Raw genomic sequence first — 23,966 nt, forward strand, 5'->3', positions numbered from 1 at the left:
ATGATCAAATTTTCCGACAAGCCAAGCGCAATCCGTCTTCTGGTCGTTCCGTTGCGACACAAGCTCTGACGCCCCTAGACAAGGCGCAGACCAGTCCAAGACACTGTGCGGAACAAAACCCAGGGGAGGGGGAAAAATGGAATTTGATTATGTGATCGTGGGCGGTGGGTCCGGTGGGGCGACTTTGGCGGCCCGCCTCAGCGAAGATCCAGACGTATCTGTTTGCCTGCTAGAGGCTGGCGGCGAAGGCAAAAGCATTTTTGTCCGCATGCCCATGGCGGTTGTGGCCGTCTTGCCTGGCTACATTGAACTCAACAACTGGCGTTTTGACAGCGTTCCACAGCCTGGCCTGAACGGGCGCGTGGCCTATCAACCACGCGGCAAGGCACTCGGCGGATCGTCGGCCATCAACGCAATGCTCTATGTGCGCGGCCACGCAGGCGACTACGATGAATGGGCCGACCTCGGCTGCGAGGGCTGGGCCTGGAAGGATGTGCTGCCTTACTTCCAAAAGTCTGAAAACAACGAACGCGGTGCCGATGAGGTCCACGGCAACAACGGCCCCCTGCAGGTGAGTGACCAAAAGGCCCCCCGCCCCATCACCCGCGCCTTTGTCGAGGCAGGAACCCGCCTGCAGCACCGCGAAACGCAGGACTTCAACCGCGGCGACAACGAAGGCATCGGCCTTTATCAGGTGACCCAGTTCCATGATCCCGCCAAAAACGGCGAGCGCTGTTCGGCCGCGGCGGCCTATCTGCATCCGGTCATGGATCGGCCGAACCTGACGGTTATCACCCGCGCACATGCCAGCCGCATTCTGTTTGATGGAAAACGCGCTACCGGCGTCGCCTACCGCCAGAAACGACAGAGTAAAGAGGTACGCGCGCGCCGAGAGGTGATCCTGTGCGGTGGCGCCTTCAACTCGCCTCAGCTGTTGCAACTGTCCGGCGTTGGCCGGCCAGAGGATATCACCCCTCATGGCATCGAGATGGTGCATGAATTGCCCGGTGTCGGTCAGAACCTGCAGGACCATTTGGACTTTACCCTTGGCTACAAAACCAAAGACACCGACAACGTCGGTATCGGCATTCGCGGCAGCCTCAAGGTGCTGAAAGAGGCGCTGCGCTGGCGCAAGGACGGCAACTCAATGGGCGCCACCTGTTTTGCCGAAGGTGCGGCTTTCCTCAAAACGTCACCGACAGAAGAACGTCCCGACATTCAAATGCATTTTACCATCGCGGTGGTTGATGATCATGCCCGTAAACTGCATCTGGGACATGGCTATTCCTGCCACGTCTGCGCCCTACGCCCCTATTCACGCGGAACCGTGACACTAAACAGCGCGGATGCGACGGCACCGCCAAGGATTGATCCCGGATACCTCAACGACAAGCGCGACCTAGAGGTACTGATCAAGGGTGCCAAAATGACCCGCGACATCATGAAAACCGAACCAATGAAAAGCTATGAACACAAAGAACTGTTCGGTGTGCATGACGACATGACGGATGCCGACTGGGAACAGCTGATCCGCGACCGTGCCGAAACGATTTATCACCCCGTCGGCACCTGCAAGATGGGTGTGGATGACATGGCAGTGGTGGACCCTGAATTGCGGGTCCATGGGATGGAGGGGCTGCGCGTTGTCGATGCATCGGTCATGCCGCGCCTGATTGGTGGCAACACCAATGCGCCCACCATCATGATCGCGGAAAAAGCCGCTGATCTGATCAAAGCTGCGCGTGGGTAAGGCGACGCTGAGTTGCTCATGAAAAAAGGCCGCTCCACAAAGGGGGCGGCCTTAAGTGTTGCAAACCGGGAGATTTGGTTGCAACGCAGTTTCTTATGACGTGCGGCGGATCAGGCGATCGCTTTCTGCGCCTGCCCGGCCACATAGGTTTGTGCAATCGCACGGTCATCGCCCAGCATTTGCAGGATAAACAACTCTTCAGACAGGCTCTCCGCACGGCCCATACGCAGGCGCATGGCGTCGGTGGCGCGGGCATCCAGCACCACAACGTCTGCTTCGGTTCCTGCGTCCAGCGTGCCGATCTGATCCTGCAGTCCCAGCGTCACCGCGTTGCCACGGGTGATCCAGTGGAAGGCCCGCAGCGGGTGCAGTTTCTGGCCCTGCAGTTGCAGCACCTTGTAGCCCTCATTCAGGGTTTGCAGCATCGAATAGCTGGTCCCCGCCCCAATATCGGTGGCGATGCCGTTCACAATCCCCCGCCCGCGCAGGCCTGCGTCATCAAACAGGCCGGAACCGAGGAACAGGTTTGAGGTGGGGCAAAACACCGGATGCGATCCGGTTTGGGCGAGCACGTCAATTTCGCGCGGTTCCAGATGGATCGCGTGGCCCAGCAGCGCACGGGGGCCGAGGAGGCCGTAGGTTTCATAGACACCAAGGTAATCGGGCGCGTCGGGATAGAGCGACTTGGTAAACGCGATCTCATCTCGGTTTTCGCTGAGGTGGGTCTGCATGTAGCAGTCAGGGTGTTCTGCCATCAACGCGCCCGCCGCCTCTAGCTGAGCGGGGGTGGAGGTGATGGCAAAGCGTGGCGACACCGCATAAAGGGCGCGGCCCTGCCCGTGCCAGCGGTCAATCAACGCTTTGGTCTGGTCATAGCCCGATTGCGCGGTGTCGCGCAGACCATCGGGCGCGTTGCGGTCCATCATCACCTTGCCACCGATCATCCGCATGTCGCGGCGCGCAGCCTCGGCAAAATAGGCATTGGCCGAGGTGTCATGCACCGAACAGAAGGCCACCGCCGTGGTGGTGCCATGGGCGGTGATCAGGTCATAAAACCGCGTCGCCATGTCTGCGCTATGGGCGGCATCAACGAAACGGGTTTCCTCGGGGAAGGTGTAATTGTTCAACCAATCCAGCAGCTGATCGCCCCAGGAGGCCACCACCTGCACCTGCGGGAAATGCAGGTGGGTGTCGATGAAGCCCGCCATCAACAGGTTGGGCCGGTGGTCAATTACCTGCGCCTGCCCTGCCTGTGGCGCGATCTGGGTGTAGTCACCGGATGCAATGATGCGACCGTCCTCAATCAGCAGCGCGCCATCCTCGATATAACGATAGGCGCTGGTGTCTGCCTCATCCTGTGGCTCGGCGGTGAAGGTGAGGATGCGGCCGCGTAAGAGTGTTTGTGTCTGACCTGTCATCGCCACACCGCCCAACGGGCGCACGCCGCCGCATAACGGCCCGCGGGCCGCGTCTGTTGTTTCAAATCCCGCATTGGGACCTCCATATTTTAACCATCAGTTAGGCGGCCATACGCAACGGTATGGTGCCCACGGATCACTGGGCCGCTAAGGACGGCTCAGTTGCCCCCAAGGGGGCGGTTGCGGCAGGTTCAGAGGTCAGCGCCGTGATCACTTCGGCCACCACAAGGGCGGCGATCACGGCTGGCCGCTTGTCGCGGCTACCGCCTGCCCCGATGGGGCAGTTCAATTGAGCGATGGGCAAAGTGCCGTCGCAATTCTGTTTACCCCAGCTGAGGAAGCTGGCGCGTTTTGTGGCGGACCCGATCATGCCCACATAGGCGGCATCGCCGCGTCCCAGCGCGGCGGAGGTCAGCAGGAAATCAAGGCCGTGGTCATGGGTCAGCACGATAAAGGCACTGCCCGGCGGGGCGGTGTGGATGTCATGTTCCGGCAGTACAGACAGACGACAGTCCACATCGGCGCGGACCTGCGCCAGTTCATCGGCGCGGGGATCAATGACGATGGTTTGCACCGGCATATGCTGAAACTGATCCGCCAAGGCGCGGCCCACATGACCGGCGCCAAGGATATAGACATGGGGCAGCAGCCGCTGTTCGGCGTTGGCGCGATCCAGTGCCGCCTGACGTCCGGCAGCAGCCAAGAGGGTCAGCGTGACCTCCACCCGACCGCCGCAACACTGGCCAATCTCTGGCCCCAAAGGCAGATCCAGCGTGACCGTTGTATCGCCCGCCGCCAGCAATTCACGGGCAGCGGCGATGGCGCGGTGTTCCAGCTGGCCGCCGCCAATGGTGCCGTGCAGCGCGTCGGCGCTGACGAACATCTCCGTCCCTTCGCCACGGGGCGAGGATCCGCGCACACGGGTCAGCTGCAGGGCCACCACGGGGGCGCCTGCGCTGAGGAAATCGTGCAATCTGCGCGGGGTGGTCATGGATCAGCCCCCAGCCCGTAAATCTTTGGCCCGCAGGCGTTCGCAGGCCATCAGCACCCGTTCCGGCGTTGCAGGCGCATCCAGACGCGGACATTCGCGGTAATCCGCGACCGAGGCGACGGCCATCGACAGCGCCTCAAACACCGAAATACCCAGCATGAAGGGCGGTTCGCCCACGGCCTTGGACCGTTTGATCGTGCGTTCCTTGTTCACCGACCATTCGGCCAGTTCCACGTTAAATTCACGCGGGCGATCGCTGGCCAGCGGGATCTTGTAAGTCGATGGCGCATGGGTGCGCAGGCGGCCCGCGTCGTCCCACCAAAGCTCTTCGGTGGTGAGCCAACCCATGCCTTGGATAAACGCACCCTCGACCTGTCCCTTATCAAGGATCGGGTTCAGCGAGCGACCGACGTCGTGCAGAATATCCGTGCGATCCACGGTGTATTCACCCGTTAGCGTGTCGATCGACACCTCTGAGCAGGACGCACCATAGGCGTAGTAGAAGAACGGCCGCCCCTTGCCTGCGTCGCGATCCCAGTGGATTTTGGGGGTTTTGTAGAACCCTGCGGCGGACAGGTGGACGCGGGCCATGTAGGCCTCTTTCACCAGTGTGTTGAACGGCACCAGTTCATCACCGATGCGGATGGTGTTGGGCAGGAACTGCACCTGGTCCTCTGCCACGCCGCGCGACTCGGCTGCGAATTTGACCAGCCGTGCCTTGATCTGTTCCGCCCCATCAAGGGCCGCCATCCCATTCAGGTCAGAGCCGGAAGAGGCCGCCGTGGCGGAGGTGTTGGGCACCTTTTCAGTGGTGGTTTTGGTGATCTTCACCCGGTCGAAATCAACCTGAAAGGCATCCGCCACAATCTGCGCGATCTTGGTGTTCAGGCCCTGCCCCATTTCTGTTCCGCCGTGGTTCAGGTGGATGGAGCCGTCGTTATAAACATGGATCAGCGATCCGGCCTGATTGTACCACGTCGCGGTGAAGGAGATGCCGAATTTCACCGGCGTCAGCGCGATGCCTTTGCGGATCACGCCGCCCTTTGCGTTATGGTCCAGAACCGCCTGACGGCGCGCTTGGTAATCAGCGTTTTCCTCCAGCTCAGCGACCACGCGGTCGATGATGTTATCCTCCACCTCTTGATGGTAAGGGGTGAGGGTGCGGCCATCGCTGCCGTCGTCGCCAAACTGACCGTAGAAGTTCGCTTTGCGCACCTCCAACGGGTCTTTGCCCAGTTTATAGGCGATCTCTTCGATCATCCGTTCGGCGGCGACCACGCCCTGCGGGCCACCGAAGCCACGAAAGGCGGTGTTGGACACGGTGTTGGTTTTCAGCGGCTCACTGCGCAGGCGGACATTGGGATAGAAATAGGCATTATCCGCGTGAAACAGCGCGCGGTCGGTGACAGGACCAGAGAGGTCCGCCGCATAACCGCAACGCGCGGCAAAGACGCTATCGACCGCCTGAATACGGCCCTGATCGTCAAAGGCAACGTCGTAGTCGACAACAAAATCGTGCCGCTTGCCGGTGGCGGTCATATCCTGATCGCGGTCGGGGCGGATTTTGCAGGGGCGGTTCCACTTCTTCGCGGCCATGGCGGCGACGACGCAGAACAGGTTCATCTGGCTTTCCTTGCCGCCAAAGCCGCCGCCCATCCGGCGCACGTTGATGGTCACCGCATTTGACGGCACGCCAAGGACGTGGGCGACCATATGCTGCGCCTCGCTGGGGTGCTGGGTGGAGCTGGTGACGGTCACATCGTCATCTTCCCCCGGCACGGCAAAAGCGATATGGCCCTCAAGGTACATGTGATCCTGACCGCCAATTTCCATACGGCCCTGAATGCGGTGCGGTGCGGCGTCAAACGCGGGCGCAATCTCACCGCGTTCCAGTTTCAGCGGGTCGGTGACCAATGTGCCGCCAGCCTCACGGGCGGCCAGCGGGTCAAGGGCGTGGGGCAGGACTTCATAGTCCACCTCGGCCAGTTCCGCCGCTCGCCGCGCCGCATCACGGCTGTCAGCGATCACTGCAAACAGCGGGTGGCCGTGAAATTCAACGCGGTCGGTGGGGAACACAGGTTCGTCATTCTTGCCGGTTGGGCTGACATCGTTATGGCCTGGAATATCCTCGGCGGTCAGCACGCCGATAACGCCCGGCGCGGCCCGCACGGCATCAAGGTCCATCGACAGGATGCGCCCGTGCGCCACGGTCGCGGTACCAAGGTAGGCGTGCATCGTGCCCACAGGTTCGGCGATATCATCGCAGTATTCGGCGCGGCCAGTGACGTGTTTTACCGCACTGTCGTGCTGGCGGTCGTCGTTCACCAGACCCTTCAACGGGGGGAGTGTGTCGTGTGTGTTCATCTTATCCCCTCCTCAAACTGCCAGCCGCACGGGCTGGGTTGTGTCTGACTGTTCCATATAGAACCGGCGCAATAGGTTTCCTGCCGACAGCAGGCGATAATCGGCAGAAGCGCGCCAGTCGCTGAGCGGTTGGAAATCTGTCGCCACCGCCTGCGCCGCCGCATCAAACGCCGCCTGAGCAAAGGGCTGACCGATCAGCGCCGCCTCTGCCGCACTCGCGCGTTTTGGGGTGGCCGCCATGCCGCCGTAGGCGATGCGGGCATCGGTGATCTGGCCCGCATCGACGGTGACAGAAATGCCAACTGCCACGGCAGAGATATCTTCATCCCGACGTTTGGAAATTTTGTAGGCGGCATTTAGCTGCATCGCCTGTGGTAGGGGGATGGTGACTGTTTCCAAGAACTCGCCCAGTTGCAAATCCTGTTTGCCGTAGTCGATGAAGTACTCTTCCAGCGGCAGTTCACGACGCTCCATCCCCTTGCGTAGGGTCACACGGGCACCCAGCGCGATCAGCACGGGCGGGGTGTCCCCGATGGGGGATCCGTTGGCGATATTGCCGCCCACCGTGCCCATGTTGCGCACCTGCCAACCGGCGATGCGGTTCCAGTAGTCGAGGAGGAAGGGGAAGTGTTCCTGCACCAGCGGCAGGAAATCCGAATAGCTGACCCCAGCGCCAAGGGTGATGGCACCACCTGCAACCTCAATTCGTTTCAGCGCGTCGATCTGATTGATATGGATCGCAGGGCTGATCGGGCGCAGGAATTTGGTCACCCAGAGCCCCACATCGGTGGCACCGGCCACAATCGTTGCCTGCGGGTTTTCGGCCAAAACAGCGGCGAAGTCATCCAGATCGGCGGGCACAATCGCCTGATTATCCGCTGGTCCCGTCACCACGCGGGCGCCATCACGCAGGGCCTGCAACTGCGCAGTGATCCCATCACGGGTCGCCGCCAGATAGTCCGCCGTTGGCGTGCCGTATGCGCTGACCGCCAGCGCGGCCTTGATGATCGGCTCATACCCAGTGCAGCGGCACAGGTTGCCCTGCAGCGCCACCTCAACCTGACGGGCGGTGGGCTGCGGTGTTTCCATCCACAGAGCATAGAGCGACATGACGATGCCCGGCGTACAGAACCCGCATTGCGATCCGTGGTGATCGACCATCGCCTGCTGCACAGGGTGCAACCCACCGTCCGCGCCACGAATATGTTCGATCGTCACCACATGGCAGCCATCCAGCGAAGCCACAAAGCGGATACAGGCATTCACCGCCTCATAGCGCAGGCCATCCTTGGTCAGTCGCCCCACTAGCACGGTGCAGGCGCCACAATCACCTTCGGCACAGCCTTCCTTGCTGCCGGTCAGGCGCTGGTCGATGCGCAGGAAATCCAACAGGGTGTCCGTCGCCGCAACCGAGGGCAGTGACACCGCCCGTCCGTTCAGCAGAAACCGAATATCGCTACGCTGGCTCATCTCACCCTCCGACTGCGTGGCTGCCCCGCGTGCGGGGTGTTTGATTATAAAATACCACCGCCGACTATCAATGAATATGACGCTATACGCTAAATACTTTCTACAATCTGTTGATAATGATATCCTGCCGCGCAATTAAGCAGATCAGCGTGAGGACGCCGCCCAAAATGCCCTATATCGAATGCCTGCGCGTCTTTACCCGTGTGGTGGAACTGGGCTCCATCACCTCTGGCGGGCGCGATTTGCGGCTGACACCGGCGGTGGCCTCCAAGCGGATCAAGGAGCTGGAGGCGCGGCTGGGCGTGCGGCTGTTCAATCGTACCACGCGGTCGATCATCCCAACCGAGGTCGGGCAGCTATTTTATCAGGAGGCCAAGAATGTGCTAGCCTCGCTGGACACGGCAGAGGCGGTGGTGGCGAATTATTCCGACCGCCCGCGCGGGGTCATTCGGGTGACGGCGCCCTTGGGTGTGGGGCGGCGGATCATTGCGCCCCTCGTGCCAGAATTTGTGGCGGAATACCCAGAAACAGAGGTGCAAATGCGCCTGTCAGATCGCGCGGTGGATCTGATGAGCGAACGGATGGATGTGGCGTTTTTTGTCGGCGTTCCGAAAGAGTCCAACCTGAAACTGCGCCAGATCGCGGAGGTGGCGCGTGTGCTGGTCGCCGCGCCTGACTATATCGCGAAACATGGCGCGCCGACGGGACCGCAGGATCTGTTGAAGAACCACAATTGCCTGTTGCTGCGCTATCCACGCTCGCCCGAATATTTCTGGCAATTGCAGACGGACACCGGCCTGCGCAAGCTGGATGTAACGGGCAAGTTTGACGCTGACGACAGTGATGTGCTGACCGATTGGGCGCTGGCGGGACATGGGATTGCCAACAAGCCGCGCTTTGATGTGGCGACGCATCTGGCACGCGGTGATCTGGTGGAGGTGATGGCAGACACACCCCCTGCCCCGTCGCTGTTTGGGTGCCTCTACCCGCACCGCAAATTGCAGGATCCGAAAACGCGGGCCTTCGTGGATTTCATGACGGAACGTAGTCAGACGCGGCTGGGGCTCTAGGCTGGCGCCGGGGCGGATTTGCAGGTAAATTCGAATAAATTCGCCGACCTTTAGCAAAAACCGGAAAATCCCATGGCTTACCTCGACAATATCCGCACCTTTGTTCGGGTCTATGAGCTGGGCAATATGTCTGCGGCTGCGCGGGATTTGCGGGTGTCTGCCGCCGTCGCCTCCAGCCGAATTTCACAGCTAGAGGATCATCTGGGCGTGCGGCTGTTTCATCGCACCACGCGCACCCTGACGCCGACAGAACAGGGGCAGATGTTCTACAGCGGGGCAGGCAAGATCCTGGAGGCGGTGGAGGAGGCAGAGGCCGATATTTCCGACATCACCGACAGCCCACGCGGCACTCTTTATGTGGCCGCGCCCTTGGGCGTTGGGCAGCGGTTCATTGCGCCAGCGGTGCCCGCGTTCAAGGAACAGTATCCGCAAATCTCCATCCGGTTGCGCCTGTCGGATCGCAAACTGGATCTGGCGGCTGAGGGGCTGGACGCGGCCTTCTTCCTCGGGGTGCCGGAGGACAGCAATCTGCGCATTCGCAAAATCACCGATTGCCCGCGGGTTCTGTGCGCCGCGCCCGACTACCTTGACCGTCGCGGCGCTCCGCAGAACAGTGATGAATTGCGCACCGATACCCATGATTGCCTGAACCTGCGCTACCCCGGTGCGCCCGAATTTCAGTGGCCGCTGCAAGGCCCGAACGGTGTGCAGCGGGTGCCGGTGACCGGCCCGTTTGAAACGGACCATGGTGAGGTTTTGACCCAATGGGCGCTGGCGGGGCATGGCATCGTGATGAAGCCGGTGTTCGAGATTGCCGAACACCTTGCCGCCGGTCGGTTGGAGGTTGTCCTGCCAGAAGAGCCGCCGGTGCCGATCCAGCTGGCCTGCCTGTACCTGCATCGACGTCGGCAGGATCCGAAGGCGCGGCTGTTCATGGATTTCATGGTCGAGCATATTCAGGCTGAAATGGCGCGGCTGCCCTTGTGATCCGGCGCCATACGGCAGCGTATGGTTAAAACCGTGTGGCCCAGCGCGGGTGATCCTCATCAATGATCAGCGCGTGGCTGTGCCGATGCCCGCCGCCCTGTAAATGCGGATGATCAGGCGGCAGGTTGTGGTGGGTGTGCGCCACCTCCACCGGATCGCCAACGGGCCAGAGGCGCATGGCGGCGACCATGCCCAGCGTCGCAATCAGCGCCAGGACCAACAGTGCGGCCTGCACGCCGAACCATGTAATCAACACACCCGCCAGCGGATAAGCGAACAGCCAGCAGAAATGCGAAAGTGCAAACTGCGCCGCGAACAGCGCCGGTCGATCCACCGCATGGGCAGATCGGCGCAGCAAGCGGCCCGCAGGGGTGGACAGTGTGGAAAACCCCAGACCGAGGATCAGCCAACACAGCAACAGTGCGGGCCAGCGCAATCCGTAAACCGCTGTCAGCAGCGACAGTAGGATCAGCCCGCCGATCATCAAAACCGCCCCAAACAACATCACCGGACGATCCGCCACCTGTGTCAGCACGCGTGGCAGAGACAATGCGGCTAGCATCGAGCCGAGGCCAAAGGCAAACATCGTCCATGCCAGCGCCCCCTCTGACAGGCCCAGATCTGCGCGCACCAGAACCACGGTATTCACCAGCACCATCGCCCCCGCCGCCGCCACTGTGACGTTTAGCGCCATCAGCCCGCGCAGACGCGGCGTTGCCAGAAACACCCGAGTGCCCAGCGTGGTGCGATCATAGATCCCGCGTTTGGCCGCTGGTTTCGGGGCGGGCAGCATCACCGTCAGGATCAACACCGCCGACCCGAGGAAGCCCAGCGCGGTGCCCAGAAACAGGGTGTCATAGCTAACCGCGAGCAACAAAAGCGCCGCCAGTGTCGGGCTGATAATGCTTTCCAGATCATAGGTCATGCGCGACAGGGCCAGACCTTGGGTATAACGGTCCTCTTCTGGCAGGACGTCGGGGATGGTGGCCTGAAACACCGGCGTAAATCCGGCAGAAGCCGCCTGTAGCGCAAAGATCAGCGCAAAGACCTGCCAGACCTCGGTAACAAAAGGCAAGGCAACCGCCACCAATAACCGCACGATGTCCAAGCCAGCCAGATAGGCCCGACGCGGCAAACGGTCTGCAAACGCCCCTGCAATTGGCGCGATCAGCACATAGGCCACCATCTTGATTGTGAACACTGCCCCTAGAACCATTCCCGCCTGATCAGCCGCCAGATCAAAAGCCAGAAGCCCCAGCGCAACAGAGGCAAGCCCAGTGCCAATCAACGCAACCAGCTGCGCAGCGAAAAGGTGGCGAAACGAACGATCTGATAAAACGGCGAACATGGCTTTCCCTTCGGGATGCGTGTCACAGGTAGCGCGAAATTGCTTTCAGTTCGGCGCGCTGCTGAGACAGCGAGCCCTCTTCGAGGCAGTGATCCATGTGATCGTGGATCAATGCCTGTTTGGCATTGCGCACCGCGCTTTCCACCGCTTGCAACTGCTGAGCAACCTCCAGACAAGGTTTCCCCTCTTCGATCATGCGTGCCACAGCCGCCAAATGACCGTTCGCGCGCTTCAGTCGCGAGATGATCTTGGGATGACTTTCATGGCGATGCGGGTGGAAAAGATCTTGTGTCATAGGCGCATTATCCCCCTAGGGAGGTTGTTCGTCAATATCCCCCTAGGGAGGATAAGGCGACCACACCAAACACATCACCCCCGTCAACAACCGCATTTTGCCAAACCCTACATCCACCACAGATCGGGTGGGCGCCGGCGATCGACACAAACTCATCTTGATGAAGAATTCACCATCAACGCAGCACGTCATGCCCAACTGCTATATCAGTGTAGAAAAATGGCGATCCCTGAAGGACTCGAACCCTCAACCTGCTGATTAGAAGTCAGCTGCTCTATCCAGTTGAGCTAAGGGACCGCTCTGCTGCCTATTCCCACCTGTTTCGCGGCGGTTGAGGCTGTATTGACCCTATAGTGCAACAATTCGCAAAGCAAAAGGGCGCCCTGTCGGGAGGTGTGAAAAAACCCGCGGGGTCGGTGGCCACAGGGCCTTTCTATGGCAGACGCCGAACCCATTCAGCCGCAGCTTCGCAGCAGTTTGGCAGCGCGGTCGTGTGATCCACACCAGTTTGCCGCTTTCGTGGTTTCAGGTCGTGATCGCCATCCTCTAACCAGAAGAGCTCCACAGGGTCCGGCAACCCGTAGCCTGTCACCTCGTCGAGATTGCCCAGCGGATCACGGCTGCCCTGACAGATCAGACTAGGCACCTGGAGATCGTAAAGGTGTTCGGTACGTAGGCTGTCAGGTTTTCCACGCGGATGGAACGGATAGCCAAAGCACATCAATCCTTGAACCAGTCCTTGTTGCCAGAGATCTTGTACAATCAAGCTGGCAACACGTCCCCCCATGGACTTTCCGCCGATGATCAACCGGCCATCGGGACGGACATCGCGCAGCGCTGCAATAGCGGCGCGAAATTCGTCGCACAATGGCGGCATTTTCGGCGGCGGGCGCTTGGCCCCACCGCGACGGCGGGCCGCCATATAGTCAAACTCGAACCGCGCAACACCAAGACCACGCGCGGCAAATCCTGCGGCAATTTGCGTCATTACAGGCGAATCCATCGCCGCACCTGCGCCATGTGCGAACAACACTGTCGCAGCCGCATTATCTGGCCCGTCGAACAGCAGATCCACCTTCATCGCAGGTTTATCCGGCATCATTTGCGGCGACGACCGCCTGACGGGCCATTTCGACGACGCCATCACGGCTATCTGCCACAGCAATGAACAGCGCATTATGGCAGAAAACCGCGCCCTTAACCCCCGTTACGGCAGCCAAATCCGATCCGTTCAGCCCAGCCCATGCTGCCGGCAAGTCAGCGCGTGCTTCGAAGGTGTCACCGCCTTTGCGAATTGTGGTCAGCGCCCAATCGGTGCGCCCGTTCCCCTCACGCGGGTGAATGACAAACAACAAATGATCAGCGCCTGCCTTTTCAACAGCTGCGCGGAACGGCATGCCCATTGGCAATTCCAAGACCTGCGCCTCTCCGGCTGCGACAATCGCCTGAGTGACCAGCGCTTCTGCCCGGCGTTTGGCAGCGCGGGTGCGCACAGCAGCTTCGACAAAGGCGCGCGCGATCGGCAAGGCAGCCATAAAGGCCAGATCATCTGCCTGCGCGCTACGGTCATCAAAGGCAGGCTTTAACGTTTCCAATAGCGAGGGCAGCGTCATCGACGCCAACGGTCCGGCCACAGACGGCTCTACCGCACCGTTATCCAGCAGATCCACTGGCAGAACGAATCCGCGATCAAATCCATGATGGACGTAATCCAAATCCGCCTCTGGCACATCCAGCGCGCGCAGGTAGTCGTGGCCAAAGTGTTTCCAGATCAAACCGAATGAGCTGTAGGGCTGACCATCTTCGCGCAAAGGGTTGGGCCTTTGATGGTGATCGAAAATGCCCTGATCAACGTCATAGTCACGACCTACATCATAGATGATTTTACCCGCGCCGGGACTCGTGATTTCAGCATCACGTGTCCGGATCAGCTCGGCCGCAGGAAACAGTTGCGTCAGCACAACCGATGACAAAAGCTCGTCGGCATGGAAACCGCCGGAATGAGTTACCAACTGGGTGATGGACATCTGAGCGCTCCCTCACGCTAATATCTACATGACAAAGAGGCGGCCCTAGGCCGCCCATTCAATTAAATCGCCATTTGATCTGACGAAGACAATTCCAACCGACACCGCATCCGGTGCATCAGTCAAGCCCGGAGTCTTGCTGTAAATCGGGCCAAAGCTGCCTCCAATCTCTCTAAAAACACACATGAATTCAACAGCTTATTTTCTGGACTTTGAAGGTCGGACCAAAGATCCCACGAAATAGGGGCAGATCCCGCGAGACTTTGAAATTAAATAAAAAAGCCCGCCGAGGCGGGCTGTTTCTACAGATATTAGATTTGTATTCAGGCCGCGGTTTTCACACCGACCAGCTGGGCAACATCAACAACGATAGATCCGATCCCCGTCCGCTCAGGATTGCGAAACGCCTCAATCCGGCCCTCAAGAATTTCGGCGAAAAGTAATTCAAAACAGCCAGCGCCACGCTGACTGGCATAGGATATCGAGTGAAAATCCCCACTCCGCGCGTCTTCAATTTCTGGCAGTCGGGCAATTTTTTCCAACATCTCATCCAAGTGACACCGACCGAAAACAACATTGCGGACGGAACCGCGACCCGAGCTGGGCACCAGGGGTTGAACAACGCCTTCGCGATACAGGGTTTCAAACTGGCGCTTCGACGCCCCGAGGTAGTCAGGAACATCCCTCAACGGGATCGCGGTTTTAAACGCCTCCACCATCGGGAGCGTCGTGGCCGCCTCGAACACCCTGTTTCCGCATTCCACCTCAGTCGCATCGGCAGGAATTTCCCCGAGCTTTTTCAGCAGGCGTGCCAGACGGGGGCGATCGATCCCGACCTCGGCCGATAGACTGTACAATGTGTGATAACGCCTCTCGGTGATTTCAACGCCAAGAACTTTGGTGCCGGGTTCAACAGCAGAATGCCTCACAATATGATCTCTCAGGAGATCGCGTATGGGACCGGGATCAATCGCGTTGCATCGGCGCTCCAACCAATCAAACAGTTTGCCATAATGCGCCAGAGGGCCGGCCTGCACAGCAGTGGCAGGTGAGGTCTGACGAGTTGTATCGAGTGCTTCCTCAACGGCCTCAGGACCATCACTGTAAATCGAAAAACCAATATCAGTCGCCTCCTCGGCCTCTACCTGAGACAAACTGCGCAACCTGACCTGATGACCGTGCTGCAGAACGCCACCAATCATTTCTGACGCGGCCAGCACCTGTTCGAGAGTTTGATCTTGCAGCCAAAGACACTCGTCGCTGTCAGCACCGGCCAAACGTTTTGCTAGCCAACCGAGGTATGCTGGTGCCTCCTCAGCCGCGTCGGCAGGCGCCACCTCGGGGGCCTCGTTCAGAGCGACACGCAGGCAATTGGCACTGGGGTTTCCCGTCGCAGCCAGCCACACATCGTGCCGATCGCAGCGCTGCACATGGCGAAAACCCCAGATCAGCCGAAACCTCCAGTCGGTGCTACCACCGTCCTCCTCCAGGCACATGGGACAATAGCCCCTCGCTTGTGGCTGCAAGAAGGCTTTGGTAATGGCCTCTCCCCGGAATTCGCCACCACGCTGGTACACACGGATAGCATTCTGCAGCAGGGCCTCAGCATCATGACCGGTCGCCTCGGCGAACATTGAAACAGCATCCGTGTGACCTGACACAAAATGACCAGTGTTGATCCCATTGTCACGCAACAGCCGCTCCATCCCGCGGCCAGTATGGAACATCGACAGGCGGTCCGCGTAGGAGGCTAGGGTTTCGTGCGGATCAAACGCCAGGCTGGGCCACAACATCGTCACTGCCCCCATCCGATCGCCGACAGTTCACGCCTCACGGCCTGCCAATCACCAGAGTGAAACGGCGTCATATCTGTGGCCCGACTGCATTTACGATACACACACTCCGCCCGATCCAGTGACAGCTCCGTGCGTTGGCGAATAATCGCATCCGTCAGGATCATTTTGCACAGAGCAATACTGCGCCCGATCTGCCCGTGTTGAGCGAACAGAATACGCTCCGCAATCTCGGCATCCTCCGGCACAGTCAGGCCCAGTATTTTGGCCGAGACGGCAAAGTTCTTCGAAAAATTCAGCGCAGCCATACTGTCAGGCTGAATGTCAGCCAACGAAAATTCCTGAAACCGGCGGGCCGTCTCGCCGGACTGTTCCGACAAAATATCGTCACGCAGACTGGGAACACCAGCGATGATCAATGCGACACCTCCCGCTGACTGCATGATGTGTTTGAGGGACTGGATCGCGCCAGCCACATCCCTGCCCGCGCCCCTACGGAAAATGTGATGGCACTCGTCGATGATCATTGCGCGAACACCGAATTTAGCCAACCGATGCATGACCATTTCCCAGGCATCAGCAGACCGCAGCCGCGCATCGACGCGCTGATAACCCGTCGTAGCGAGGATCAACTCGGCGATTTTCTTGATCGTCGCCTCCGGCGGAACGGTGATGTAGAGTGTGTTTCCCGCCTGAGACTCCGTCATCTCTGTCAAAACAGGGTTCACGCGTAACATCCGCCTCAGCAGCGCAGTTTTCCCGTCACCGGAGCGACCCAGTACCATGAGGCCGCGGCTCTCTCCCGTCAGCGCGCCGATCCGAGGCTGAGCCGTCATCTCACCCTCGTCATTAACCTCGAACAGATCGGTCAAACGATCGTCAAGGTCGTCCTCCAGACCATGGCGCCAATAGCGCTCCGCCAACCAGGCAGTCTTCTCGGTGATGGTGGTAGGGGTTTGTGTTGCGGGCTGAAATGTCATGGTCACCCCATCGTATGGTCGTTGCTGTCCTGTGTGCCGAGCACGGCTCCCGGTGTGGTATCGAATTGGTCAGTGGTGGATTCTGAGATCGGGAGGTCACCAAGATCCCCCATCAGGTCGCGGTAGCCTCCGGCCCTCCGGCGGCGCTCTGCGGTATCTGCATGGCGCATAAAACGCCCCACCTCATAGTCGAGATCGTCTGTGGTTTGTGGCAGCGAGATCAGGCCCGCCAAGCGTTTCAGGCGATAAGATTCATCGTTGGCGCTGTTAATGAAATCGCGGCGAGCGCGTTCTCCTGTGTCATCCTCATCTGTCACAGAGGCCAACTCGGCCCTCAGATCGAGGTCCGTTCGACCGATCCACCGTTCATCACTTGCTGGCACAGTCATCCAAGCGCCGCGGTCTGCGCGCACGGATATCGCTCCGATATCCCCGTCCCAACACAAGATGTCGACCTCAACGCCCGGCTCGCGCAGAAACATCTGCATCAACGCGTCCGACTGGTAATTGATGTTGCACACCTGCAAACCCGTACGCGACAGCTTGCGGCGCAACTTGCCCCCAAACACCTCACGCATTTCTGTGCTGGTCAGCGACCGCGGGGGGCATGCTTTACATGCCCTGTCCCATGCTGCAGCAGGCGACATATCGATGAGCGGAGTGAAAAGCGCAGATTGCGCGGTCGAGGAATTCAGTTAGGCGGTATTGAAGAAGATTGTTCATCGCATCACAGAGACACCGTCCCGACCGAGAGCATGCTCCTCGGCAGGCGGATCGTTTAGAGTTTCAGGATGAACGCGCGTGTTTGAAACTTCGGTAACGCCCTATTTTGTCAGGGCGCAAGCAATTATCGGTGCGACAAACGCGACAGTCAGAGCCTTCGCAAAGGGGGGTATTTTTACCTGATAAAGCGCTGACCGGCCCCAAAATGACTTTTTCGCACGCAAAAAGTTGAATTCGGGTGTTAGTGGCGCCGAAAGCCAAACATCTATGGGGCGACACGACCTTCTCTCGAAGATCTTAAAAGCGAAATTTGCCGAAGGTGTGCGAATCAAGGCCATTGCCAAAAATGACCGACTTGGAACTTCGGCTCCTCACTGATTATGAGTGCCGTAGGTTAGCTGAAGGAAAAATCGGTCAACTGTCGCCCCAAAACTATATCTGAGAGGCTTCTTAAGCTGAAAATAACGTTTCTAATTCATCTTCACGCTTTTTCCGGGAGGGTCGAATGAGTCTGATTTTGCTAATGCTTGGAATTGGCCTCCTGGCAGCATTCGCATTCGATGCGTCGAGCGACGCACCCGATACTGAGGATGATGCTGTAATCGAAGATACCCCCCGCCAAATTATGGGTTCTGAGGAAGCCGATCTGATTTCCAGCTTGGTGAGCACACCAACTGATTGGGCTACAGCGAGTCCAGATGAAGTGAACGACCGCCATCCAGATCCGTTTGAGATACATGCCGGTGCCGGTGACGATACCTTAGTCGGCGGGAATGGGGACTCACTTTGGGGCGGAGAGGGCAACGATACCTTCGTCTACTCCTACGATCCGACCAGTACATTGCCTCCAAGCACCATTTGTGATTTCGAGAAGGGGAGTGACACTGTGCTACTCAGGATGGGCGGCGCCCCTTTGAATGCCTTTTCAGACGATCCGAGCTTTGATCTTTCGAACCTCGTTTCTGTAGAGCAAAGCGCTGAAAGGACCGCGATCAAAGTTGATTCTCAAACCGCACTGGTTTTTGCTTCGGCTTTGGAGCTGAATGTAAAATGGTCGTGGGGAGAGCCTGACTTACGAGGACAGTACGAGAACCAGAACGACATACGAAATCTAGATGGGTCCGTTTATACGGGGAATATCAACGAAATCGATATCATCGTGACCCGACAAGCGCGCTTCTCTTCATAACTGATTGGCAATTTACGTTCTTGCCCCCTTGATGACACAGTTGGGAAAGACGTCATAAAGACCTCTCAAGGACACTTCTCTGCACATAGCGCGGAGAGGTTCCTTGGTTGTAATTAGTGCAAGTTCAGTTTCATCCACGCTCATTGAGGCCGAGCTCTTTGGAGGGAATATTCTTTCCTCTCGCGACAATTTGGATGAAGGGAATACCTTTGAAACAGTCGTAGAAAAGCTGGGAGTGACAGCATTTCGTTATCCTGGCGGCTCGCTCACTGAGAATTATTTTGACATCACAGAGCCAGATAAAAGCTCTGCTCCCAACGTAAGCGGTCAAGGGGATGTAGATCTGATTCCCTTCACCCAATACATGAACTTCATAGAAGAAAATGACTATTCGACGACGATAGTCATCCCGACGCGGCACTTTCTAGGAGAAGCGACAGATGAATATGGAAACCGGCATCCAGATTTTGATGAGACCGCGCTGCGCAGGTTCATTTCCGATACTTTGAGTGGAAGGTATGGAAATGCGAAGATTGATGCTTTTGAAATAGGAAATGAATATTGGGCCAGCGGTCAAATGACCTCCATTGAGTATGGCAGGCTTGCCGCAAAGATGACGCAAATAATAGACGAGGAGCTGGCAAATCACCCCGTATTTGTTGAAGACTATTCCGACACAAAGATCCTGGTGCAAATGGGTGCGGATAATGCATTCGCAGATTTCTCCTCACGATACTCTCAGTTTGGAAACGGCGAAGAACAGCTTGCACGTTTCAACGCCGATAATGGAATGTCGTTTGGCGATGAATATTTGTATAGCTCAGGGGCGGTCAAATGGGGCCATATTGCCAACGAACTGATAATTTCTGAATTTGATATCGAGGGATCATTATCCTCGGTTGATGGCCTGATCGCACACGTTTACAGTCGTGGCGCTGACATTCCGCAAAGTCGTTATTTTTCTCTCAGAACCATTGAACAGACTTGGGGAAACTATCTCGATGACGTTGAGGTCAGTGTGACTGAATGGAACCAGTCCGCCGCCACAAACGCGCTTGAGCACCATAGTGATTTCGGTCTGGCCCAAGCACACGAGATGCTGAATATAATTGAGGGCTTTACGCAGTTCAACGTGTCTGCCGCGCATGTTTGGCCGCTTCAGCAGAATACAGCAAATGATCTCAGCGGGGACGTTGACCAAAGCGAACTTACCGTTCCTGGTCAGATGTTTTCTTTGATGGCTGATACACTAGTTGGGACCGCGCCCGTCGGTCTGAATCCTGGGCGACGGGAGATAGAGCATGAATACCAAACTGATGATTTTGATGTTCATGCTTTTTATGCAGAAGACCGGATGGTCTTCTTTGTTGCTTCAAACACCCTAGAAGGTTGCGAGACAAATCTTGATTTGTCTGAAATATTTACCGATCAACAAGATATAGAGGTTAGCCTGTTAACTGTAGAGGAAGGCCAAAACCCGGGAAGCACTTCGTCGACAGCAGAGTTGCTCGAATTGGAACCTGAATTTGTATTTGAAGGCTCTACACTTGATCTAAACCTAGAAGGTTTAGAGATCATTATGCTTGAAGTGTTCGACCCAGTTTATACTCCCCAGTTTTCCAGCATAGCGGCCACTTCGCATGAACCCGAAGTCAAAGTCGACCCGATAATATTGCCCGATCCTCTGGATGATGACTACGTACTTGTAGATGATGAAGAGGAGGAAGAAGAAGAGGAGGAAGAGGATGATGGTTCGGATTTTTGGTTTGGTTTTGATTGGGACTTCCTCTTCGGTTTGGATTTGGAGCTAATTGGTATCCTTTTGTTGGGTGGCGCTGCATTAAGCCAACTTCGCTGAATCGCCGCTTCAGCAAAGCCATTAACAACCTATTGATTGTGATAAGAATTTCTCAAATTGCTACAACAGCGTCAAAAAGAGAAGTATCTTCTCTACATGGCTTGAAAACACCTATAAACGTTGACCGCACTGCATTGCGTACTTCTGAGCAGGCGGGATACTCCACTAGATGAAATTCGCCTTCTATAACGCTGTCGGCATCCGCCTTGCTGCAGAAACCAAGATAATGTGCAAGATCATCAGTCAAAGAATCCGCTAGTTTCATCGACGATGCTTTCGAGAGACCAGAGAGAAGATACTCAGCCATTATGATATTTCCTATAACATCATAGTAATTCGGAAAGCGAAGCTCTGGCTGATCGAAGTTTCCCAGAGATATTGATTTTCTGATATTAGAGAACACCTCCCCAGCAGCATTTGCGCCCAGCGCAATCTGATGAGAATCCCAAGCTTGGCACTGACTGATTGGCGTACGAATTGTGTCTAATGGCTGCATTTGGATGCTCCTATCGATTCCAATTCTTTGGAGAAGCCATCATTCGTATTCACGGTTAATTTTTTACTAAACCACAGTTCGCTATCTCGAACAGCGGGGTTGGGCCGATCATTTGAGGCTGAAATCGACACGGCTGCTATCGGCCGAAAGCCGCCATTGATGAGGGGGCTTGCACACTGCGGTGCACTCACCGAAGTAGTCGTTTATTGAACGCAAAGCATCTTGGCTTCCCAAATGCTCCAAAACAGAGGCCGGCGGTCAGCTTTCCCGGGTGCGGCACTGATTTGCGCCCTAAGATAATAAACGTAGGATTCTCTACATAAGGCTGCATTCGATCACGACCAACTGTTCACTAGGATGAATTCAATATGATGCTCGATGAGGACGCAAATTTCTTTGTCTCAATGAAGCTCTCTGATCTCGAGATAGCTGCACTAGAAAGGGCACGTGAGCTACTTAGGCGTTCTCGGTCATTGTTTTGCGATTCAGTGTTCACTCTTCGACCAGGTCAAGATCCTGTGGTTGACCGCTGCCTTGACCCAGCGAGAGCGTGCGGAGATCACTTTATAAATCAGGCGAGCATAACCGTTTCCTTTGACACAAATTACCTCGCGCGCGTGGAAGCCGTACTCAAAAGAAAAAAGGGGGAACTGCTCAACGAAGACGAACACCGTGTAATAGCGACAATTTCTCTGGCGATTTTCTGCGACGCATTGATGACCCCAGGATTCGCGCTTGCCGAAATGTTGGCAGAAACATCAGAATCTCGCGCGCACGTGTCATCTTCCTATCGGGCCTTTCAATATCTTTGCATCGACTGTCCGAAAGAAGACGTCTTCGAAACTGTTTTGACAGGCCGGGTGTGAACGGCGGAGCAATACTCGGCCACGGTAGCGACGGCATAGTGTTGTCGCGGGCGGCGTAAAAGTCGTCCACTTTTGCCCTTTCGGATTTCGGGAGGGCTTGGGGATATACACCGTGGACTTGTATTTGAAGGTGCGTCACGCTCATTTCCAGGATGGATTGAGCGGGCGTCAGATTGCCCGGGATTTTGGGATCAGCCGGGACAGTGTTGCGAAGATGTTGGCCTATTCGGAACCGCCGGGATATCGGCGGACAGCGCCGATCAGGCGCCCGAAGCTGGATGCGTTCACCAGCCAGATGGACCAATGGCTTGCTGAAGACAGGAGCCGCCCTCGCAAGCAGCGTCACACCGCCAAGCGTATTTTCGAGCGGTTGCGGGACGAGTGCGGTTTTGATGGCAGCTACACCATCGTCAAGGATTACGTTCGAGACCGGAAGCGGACCGGCAAGGAGATGTTCGTGCCGCTGAGCCATCCGCCCGGTCATGCACAGGCCGATTTTGGTGAAGCGCTTGTCGTGATCGGCGGCGTCGAGCAGAAGGCACACTTCTTTGCCCTCGATCTGCCGCACAGCGACGCATGCTACATCCGGGCCTATCCTGCGGCCAATACCGAGGCGTGGCTTGACGGCCATGTCCATGCCTTTGCGTTCTTCGGCGCGGTTCCCCAGTCGGTTCTTTATGACAATGACCGCTGTCTGGTGGCCCGGATTCTGCCGGATGGCTCCCGGCAAAGAACCCAGCGGTTCAGCGCGATGTTGTCGCATTACGTGATCCGGGACCGCTATGGCCGTCCCGGCAAGGGCAATGACAAAGGGGCCGTGGAGGGGCTGGTCGGCTACGGACGTCGCAACTTCATGGTGCCGATCCCGTCCTTTCCGGACTGGCACGCGTTCAACGCTCACCTGGAAGAGCAGTGCCGCAAGCGCCAGGGTGATGTTCTGCGTGGCCACAAGGTCAGCATCGGGGAACGGCTGAAGGCCGATCTCGCGGCGATGCGGGATTTGCCCGGCACCCCCTTTGAGGCCTGTGAGTTGCAAAGTGGCCAGGTCACATCGACATCGGTGGTGCGTTATCGCGGCAATGATTACTCGGTGCCGGTTGCCTACGGCCACCGTGCGGTCTGGATCAAGGGCTTCGTGACCCGGGTTGTCATCGGCTGCGGCGCCGAGGTGATCGCTGAGCATTCGCGCTCCTATGACACCGGCGACATGGTGTTTGATCCACTGCATTACCTGGCGCTGATCGAACGCAAGATCATGTCCTTCGATCAGGCCGCGCCTCTGCAGGGCTGGGAGTTGCCCGAAGCGTTCAAAACCCTGCGCCGACTGCTGGAAGCCCGGCAGGGAAAGGCCGGCAAGCGCGAGTATGTGCAGGTCCTGCGCCTTCTGGAGCGCTTCGAGATTGACGTGCTGCATCTTGCCGTCAAAGATGCCCTGCGAATGGGAGCGGTCAGCTTCGATGCAATCAAGCACCTGATCTTGTGCAGGGTCGAGCAAAGGCCTCCGAGGCTGGATCTGGATGTCTATCCCTTCCTGCCCAGAACCAACATCACCACCACCTCCGCCGCATCCTACATGAGCCTGCTGGCAGGAGGTGGGGCATGACGGATGCACCCGAACTGCTGCTGGCCCACCATCTCAAAACGCTTCGGCTGCCCACGTTCCTGCGTGAACATGACAAGCAGGCCCGTATCTGCGCCGCTGAAGGCGTAGATCACGTGCGTTACCTGGCCCGGCTGACCGAGCTGGAACTGATCGACCGGGAACGGCGCATGGTGGAACGCCGGATCAAGGCCGCAAAGTTCCCGACCATCAAAAGCCTGGACAGCTTCGACTTCAAGGCGATCCCGTCGCTCAACAAGATGATGGTGCTGGAGCTGGCGCGCTGCGAATGGATCGAACGCAAGGAGAATGTGATCGCGCTCGGTCCCTCCGGCACCGGCAAGACCCATGTCGCCCTCGGGCTGGGACTGGCTGCCTGCCAGAAAGGATTGCCTGTCGCCTTCGTGACCGCCGCAGCCCTCGTGCACGAGATGATGGAGGCCCGCGACGAAAAACGCCTCCTGCAACTCCAGCGCAAACTCGCCAAGGTCAAACTGCTGATCATCGACGAGCTGGGATTCGTCCCCTTGAGCAAAACCGGCGCCGAGCTTCTGTTCGAGCTGATCTCACAGCGCTACGAGCGAGGGTCGACCCTGATCACAAGCAACCTGCCCTTCGAGGAGTGGACCGAAACCTTCGGCACCGAACGCCTGACCGGCGCGCTGCTGGACCGGCTGACACACCACGTCAACATCCTCGAGATGAACGGCGAAAGCTACCGCCTCAATCAAAGCCGCGCCC

20 protein-coding genes and 1 tRNA gene are annotated in these 23,966 nt (G+C 57.7%); 8 read left to right on the forward strand and 13 right to left on the reverse strand.

The window, feature by feature from the left end; genetic code table 11:
- Positions 1-136 precede the first annotated feature (136 nt).
- Positions 137-1,750, forward strand: coding sequence for a GMC family oxidoreductase (locus TM5383_RS07360; protein WP_058318354.1), 1,614 nt, complete (start codon positions 137-139; stop codon positions 1,748-1,750).
- 110 nt (positions 1,751-1,860) lie between these two features.
- Here TM5383_RS07360 and guaD read toward each other — a convergent pair whose 3' ends face one another.
- From guaD to xdhA, 4 genes are all read right to left on the reverse strand, one after another.
- A complete protein-coding gene (gene guaD / locus TM5383_RS07365; RefSeq protein ID WP_058318355.1) occupies positions 1,861-3,168 on the reverse strand; it encodes a guanine deaminase in 1,308 nt (435 codons plus the stop codon).
- Positions 3,169-3,304: 136 nt separating this feature from the next.
- The gene (gene xdhC, locus TM5383_RS07370; RefSeq protein WP_058318356.1) at positions 3,305-4,159 is read right to left on the reverse strand and encodes a xanthine dehydrogenase accessory protein XdhC; all 855 of its coding nucleotides are present in this window, start codon (positions 4,157-4,159) and stop codon (positions 3,305-3,307) included.
- Positions 4,160-4,162: 3 nt separating this feature from the next.
- Positions 4,163-6,523, reverse strand: coding sequence for a xanthine dehydrogenase molybdopterin binding subunit (gene xdhB, locus TM5383_RS07375; protein WP_058318357.1), 2,361 nt, complete (start codon positions 6,521-6,523; stop codon positions 4,163-4,165).
- Between the two features lie 12 nt (positions 6,524-6,535).
- The gene (gene xdhA / locus TM5383_RS07380; protein ID WP_058318358.1) at positions 6,536-7,993 is read right to left on the reverse strand and encodes a xanthine dehydrogenase small subunit; all 1,458 of its coding nucleotides are present in this window, start codon (positions 7,991-7,993) and stop codon (positions 6,536-6,538) included.
- 167 nt (positions 7,994-8,160) lie between these two features.
- Here xdhA and TM5383_RS07385 point away from each other — a divergent pair, with 167 nt between their 5' ends.
- Positions 8,161-9,063, forward strand: coding sequence for a LysR family transcriptional regulator (locus tag TM5383_RS07385; protein WP_058318359.1), 903 nt, complete (start codon positions 8,161-8,163; stop codon positions 9,061-9,063).
- A gap of 72 nt (positions 9,064-9,135) precedes the next feature.
- A complete protein-coding gene (locus TM5383_RS07390) occupies positions 9,136-10,050 on the forward strand; it encodes a LysR family transcriptional regulator (RefSeq protein ID WP_058318360.1) in 915 nt (304 codons plus the stop codon).
- A gap of 25 nt (positions 10,051-10,075) precedes the next feature.
- Here TM5383_RS07390 and TM5383_RS07395 read toward each other — a convergent pair whose 3' ends face one another.
- The 8 genes from TM5383_RS07395 to TM5383_RS07430 all read right to left on the reverse strand — a co-directional run bounded on the left by TM5383_RS07395 (position 10,076) and on the right by TM5383_RS07430 (position 17,071).
- On the reverse strand, positions 10,076-11,398 hold the full coding sequence (locus tag TM5383_RS07395) for an MFS transporter (RefSeq protein WP_058318361.1): 1,323 nt from the start codon (positions 11,396-11,398) through the stop codon (positions 10,076-10,078).
- 22 nt (positions 11,399-11,420) lie between these two features.
- On the reverse strand, positions 11,421-11,693 hold the full coding sequence (locus TM5383_RS07400; protein WP_058318362.1) for a metal-sensing transcriptional repressor: 273 nt from the start codon (positions 11,691-11,693) through the stop codon (positions 11,421-11,423).
- A gap of 220 nt (positions 11,694-11,913) precedes the next feature.
- Positions 11,914-11,990, reverse strand: a tRNA-Arg gene (locus tag TM5383_RS07405).
- Positions 11,991-12,126: 136 nt separating this feature from the next.
- On the reverse strand, positions 12,127-12,792 hold the full coding sequence (locus TM5383_RS07410; protein WP_197407374.1) for an alpha/beta family hydrolase: 666 nt from the start codon (positions 12,790-12,792) through the stop codon (positions 12,127-12,129).
- A complete protein-coding gene (locus tag TM5383_RS07415; protein ID WP_058318364.1) occupies positions 12,782-13,720 on the reverse strand; it encodes an MYG1 family protein in 939 nt (312 codons plus the stop codon). The genes TM5383_RS07410 and TM5383_RS07415 overlap by 11 nt, the downstream gene beginning before the upstream one ends.
- A 323-nt stretch (positions 13,721-14,043) precedes the next feature.
- Positions 14,044-15,513 carry a TniQ family protein gene (locus TM5383_RS16545; protein ID WP_159438549.1) on the reverse strand — a complete coding sequence of 490 codons (1,470 nt, stop codon included), beginning with the start codon at positions 15,511-15,513 and terminating at the stop codon, positions 14,044-14,046.
- 2 nt (positions 15,514-15,515) lie between these two features.
- Positions 15,516-16,493, reverse strand: a complete 978-nt coding sequence (locus TM5383_RS07425; RefSeq protein ID WP_058318365.1) for a TniB family NTP-binding protein — start codon at positions 16,491-16,493, stop codon at positions 15,516-15,518.
- Between the two features lie 2 nt (positions 16,494-16,495).
- Positions 16,496-17,071, reverse strand: a complete 576-nt coding sequence (locus TM5383_RS07430) for a hypothetical protein (protein ID WP_058318366.1) — start codon at positions 17,069-17,071, stop codon at positions 16,496-16,498.
- A 650-nt stretch (positions 17,072-17,721) separates the two neighbouring features.
- On the opposite strand from TM5383_RS07430, the gene TM5383_RS07435 reads away from it, so the two are divergent.
- Positions 17,722-18,405, forward strand: a complete 684-nt coding sequence (locus tag TM5383_RS07435; protein ID WP_058318367.1) for a M10 family metallopeptidase C-terminal domain-containing protein — start codon at positions 17,722-17,724, stop codon at positions 18,403-18,405.
- A 103-nt stretch (positions 18,406-18,508) separates the two neighbouring features.
- Positions 18,509-20,263 (forward strand): hypothetical protein, encoded by a 1,755-nt coding sequence (locus tag TM5383_RS07440; RefSeq protein ID WP_058318368.1) that lies wholly within the window; start codon positions 18,509-18,511, stop codon positions 20,261-20,263.
- Positions 20,264-20,315: 52 nt separating this feature from the next.
- Here TM5383_RS07440 and TM5383_RS07445 read toward each other — a convergent pair whose 3' ends face one another.
- On the reverse strand, positions 20,316-20,759 hold the full coding sequence (locus tag TM5383_RS07445; protein WP_058318369.1) for a hypothetical protein: 444 nt from the start codon (positions 20,757-20,759) through the stop codon (positions 20,316-20,318).
- Between the two features lie 617 nt (positions 20,760-21,376).
- Here TM5383_RS07445 and TM5383_RS16865 point away from each other — a divergent pair.
- From TM5383_RS16865 to istB, 3 genes are all read left to right on the forward strand, one after another.
- On the forward strand, positions 21,377-21,625 hold the full coding sequence (locus tag TM5383_RS16865; protein ID WP_197407375.1) for a hypothetical protein: 249 nt from the start codon (positions 21,377-21,379) through the stop codon (positions 21,623-21,625).
- 103 nt (positions 21,626-21,728) lie between these two features.
- A complete protein-coding gene (gene istA, locus TM5383_RS07455; RefSeq protein ID WP_139246466.1) occupies positions 21,729-23,228 on the forward strand; it encodes an IS21 family transposase in 1,500 nt (499 codons plus the stop codon).
- On the forward strand, positions 23,225-23,966 hold a 742-nt coding region (istB, locus tag TM5383_RS07460), incomplete at its 3' end, for an IS21-like element helper ATPase IstB (RefSeq protein WP_058318371.1). The genes istA and istB, both read left to right, overlap by 4 nt.

It is taken from the genome of Thalassovita mediterranea (genome assembly GCF_001458435.1).
GTDB classification, from domain to species: Bacteria; Pseudomonadota; Alphaproteobacteria; order Rhodobacterales; family Rhodobacteraceae; genus Thalassobius; species Thalassobius mediterraneus.

Excerpts from the sequence above, each read along its gene's own strand:
- TM5383_RS07400 (WP_058318362.1), bottom strand. The coding sequence starts at position 11,693 with ATGACACAAGATCTTTTCCACCCGCATCGCCATGAAAGTCATCCCAAG.
- TM5383_RS07445 (WP_058318369.1), bottom strand. The coding sequence starts at position 20,759 with ATGCAGCCATTAGACACAATTCGTACGCCAATCAGTCAGTGCCAAGCT.
- TM5383_RS07430 (WP_058318366.1), bottom strand. The coding sequence starts at position 17,071 with ATGCGTGAGGTGTTTGGGGGCAAGTTGCGCCGCAAGCTGTCGCGTACG.
- TM5383_RS07415 (WP_058318364.1), bottom strand. The coding sequence starts at position 13,720 with ATGTCCATCACCCAGTTGGTAACTCATTCCGGCGGTTTCCATGCCGAC.
- TM5383_RS07435 (WP_058318367.1), top strand. The coding sequence starts at position 17,722 with ATGAGTCTGATTTTGCTAATGCTTGGAATTGGCCTCCTGGCAGCATTC.
- xdhC (WP_058318356.1), bottom strand. The coding sequence starts at position 4,159 with ATGACCACCCCGCGCAGATTGCACGATTTCCTCAGCGCAGGCGCCCCC.
- guaD (WP_058318355.1), bottom strand. The coding sequence starts at position 3,168 with ATGACAGGTCAGACACAAACACTCTTACGCGGCCGCATCCTCACCTTC.
- TM5383_RS07395 (WP_058318361.1), bottom strand. The coding sequence starts at position 11,398 with ATGTTCGCCGTTTTATCAGATCGTTCGTTTCGCCACCTTTTCGCTGCG.
- xdhA (WP_058318358.1), bottom strand. The coding sequence starts at position 7,993 with ATGAGCCAGCGTAGCGATATTCGGTTTCTGCTGAACGGACGGGCGGTG.
- TM5383_RS07385 (WP_058318359.1), top strand. The coding sequence starts at position 8,161 with ATGCCCTATATCGAATGCCTGCGCGTCTTTACCCGTGTGGTGGAACTG.
- TM5383_RS07425 (WP_058318365.1), bottom strand. The coding sequence starts at position 16,493 with ATGACATTTCAGCCCGCAACACAAACCCCTACCACCATCACCGAGAAG.
- TM5383_RS07390 (WP_058318360.1), top strand. The coding sequence starts at position 9,136 with ATGGCTTACCTCGACAATATCCGCACCTTTGTTCGGGTCTATGAGCTG.
- TM5383_RS07360 (WP_058318354.1), top strand. The coding sequence starts at position 137 with ATGGAATTTGATTATGTGATCGTGGGCGGTGGGTCCGGTGGGGCGACT.
- TM5383_RS07410 (WP_197407374.1), bottom strand. The coding sequence starts at position 12,792 with ATGCCGGATAAACCTGCGATGAAGGTGGATCTGCTGTTCGACGGGCCA.
- TM5383_RS16545 (WP_159438549.1), bottom strand. The coding sequence starts at position 15,513 with ATGTTGTGGCCCAGCCTGGCGTTTGATCCGCACGAAACCCTAGCCTCC.
- xdhB (WP_058318357.1), bottom strand. The coding sequence starts at position 6,523 with ATGAACACACACGACACACTCCCCCCGTTGAAGGGTCTGGTGAACGAC.